Annotated in this window: 2 protein-coding genes; one reads left to right on the forward strand and one right to left on the reverse strand. The window is 46.6% G+C overall.

Features of this window, described 5'->3' with window-relative positions:
* Nucleotides 1-413 (forward strand): PEP-CTERM sorting domain-containing protein (locus A3751_RS14440; protein ID WP_156492483.1); only part of this gene is annotated, 413 nt, incomplete at its 5' end.
* Between the two features lie 136 nt (nt 414-549).
* On the opposite strand, the gene A3751_RS14445 is transcribed toward A3751_RS14440, so the two are convergent.
* The coding region (locus A3751_RS14445; RefSeq protein ID WP_156492484.1) for an FAD-binding oxidoreductase at nt 550-1,308 on the reverse strand (759 nt) is incomplete at its 5' end.

Consider the following 1,308-nt stretch of genomic DNA (forward strand, 5'->3'; position numbering starts at 1 on the left):
CGGAGTTTAACGACAATATTCACTTTTCATTGTCGTTCAATAGCAGCTCTAACGTCTCTTTCGACATTGCGGATATCGACGGCAGCGGCATTAATAACACAGAACTTTTCCAGCTGACTGCATATTTGTCTGGTGGCGGCACGGACATGGTGAGTGTTGATGGGCTGGGTAACATTATAGGTAATAGCGGCCTAACTGACGGTATCGCTGGTGATGCGCTTGTAACAAACTTTATGTTTGCTGGCGTTGATCGTATTGAAGTGCTTGGTACCACGATTGGTGGAACACGCAACATTGGTTTTGGTCTCGACAACATTGAGTTTCAATCGGTTCCAGAGCCAGGCACTCTCGCGTTGTTAGCGGGGGGATTATTTGGATTGGGTGCAGCACGTCGCCGCTCTATCAAAGCATAGTCAGAGCTGAGCCTTCCTATTTAGTTCGCAAATGGGCGAGTGTGATTGCACTTGCCCATTTTTCGCTTCTTCAGAAGTCAGTGATTTCTGATCCCTCAGCAAAAGCCTCATTTCGTTAGTAGAAAAAGTCTGTTGGCTAGAACAGGTCTTTGAATCGGTGATACAGCATTCCCGCTGCAAGCATTGGTGAGCGGAACCTTGGGCCTCCGGGAAAGCGCATGTGACTTACCTTTTCAAAAACTTCAATTCGATTGCTTTCGTTATTGATCGTTTCGGCAATTAATCGACCTGACATATGTGTTGCATTTACGCCATGTCCTGAATAGGCCTGCGCATAATATATGTTGTCTTGAAGCCGACCTACTTGAGGTAAACGATTGGCGCCAATTCCAATCATTCCACCCCATTGAAAGTCGATTTTTTTATGCGCAAGGTATGGAAACACTTTATCCAGGTTAGGCTTCAGCGCGTCTATGATTGATTTAGGATCTCTACCTGAGTACGTGCACAAACCGCCAAATAAAAGCCGGTTATCTGCAGACAAACGGTAATAGTCAAGATCCACTCTTTGGTCGCATACGGCCATGTCTTGCGGTAGCGCCCGTTGTGCTTCATCTTCTGTGAGCGGTTCGGTTGCGATGACATAGCTGCCAGCCGGTAGCACTTTCGCACTCAGTGTTTTATCCAAGTCTCCGACATAGGCATTTCCGCAGATGACTAGTTGGTCGCAACGGATCTCTGCTTTCTCTGTTTTGACAATGCATTGCGTGCCTTTCTGGATATCTATAACGCGAGAGTTCTCAAAGATTTTTGCACCTAGATTTTCTGCAATCCGAGCTTCGGCAACATTGAGTTTAAGTGGATGAAGGTGGCCGCTACCCATATCAATAAGGCC

The sequence above is a fragment of the Oleiphilus sp. HI0080 genome (assembly GCF_001635135.1).